Raw genomic sequence first — 798 nt, forward strand, 5'->3', positions numbered from 1 at the left:
AATTAAAGAAAAGAAAATTGATATCCCAAGTTCAGAAGCATTTGAAGCAATTCCGGGATTCGGCATCGAATCAGTCGTAGAAGGGAAACGATTATTAATTGGTACACGTCGATTAATGAAGAAATTCGATATTGATATTGAAGAAGTTTCTAAATCGATGGAAGCGCTAGAACGAGAAGGAAAAACAGCAATGTTAATAGCGATAGATAAGGAGTATGCTGGAATAGTTGCCGTTGCGGATACTGTAAAAGATACTTCAAAAGCAGCTATCGCAAGACTTAAGAAAATGGGTCTAGACGTTGTTATGATCACAGGAGATAACACACAAACGGCTCAGGCAATCGCTAAGCAAGTTGGTATTGATCACGTAATTGCAGAAGTATTACCAGAAGGAAAAGCAGAAGAAGTGAAAAAGCTGCAAGCGCAAGGTAAGAAAGTAGCGATGGTTGGAGATGGAATAAATGATGCTCCAGCACTTGCAACGGCGGATATCGGTATGGCAATTGGAACAGGAACGGATGTAGCGATGGAAGCGGCAGATATTACGTTAATCCGTGGTGATTTAAATAGTATTGCTGATGCAATCTTTATGAGTAAGATGACAATAAGAAATATTAAGCAAAACTTATTCTGGGCACTAGCTTATAACGGCTTAGGAATCCCGATTGCAGCGCTTGGTTTCTTAGCACCTTGGGTTGCAGGAGCGGCGATGGCATTTAGTTCTGTATCCGTTGTATTAAATGCATTACGATTACAAAGAGTGAAATTAAAAAAATAAAAATCTATAGAGTAATTGCA

The 798-nt window shown here is 39.0% G+C and carries 1 protein-coding gene; it reads left to right on the forward strand.

Translation table 11 applies throughout. The features are described 5' to 3' along the window. A partial coding sequence (locus KI369_RS28420) for an HAD-IC family P-type ATPase (RefSeq protein ID WP_212958985.1) occupies positions 1–778 on the forward strand: 778 nt, incomplete at its 5' end. Between the last annotated feature and the right edge of the window lie 20 nt (positions 779–798).

The sequence above is a fragment of the Bacillus sanguinis genome, assembly GCF_018332475.1.
In the GTDB taxonomy this organism is placed as follows: Bacteria; Bacillota; Bacilli; order Bacillales; family Bacillaceae_G; genus Bacillus_A; species Bacillus_A sanguinis.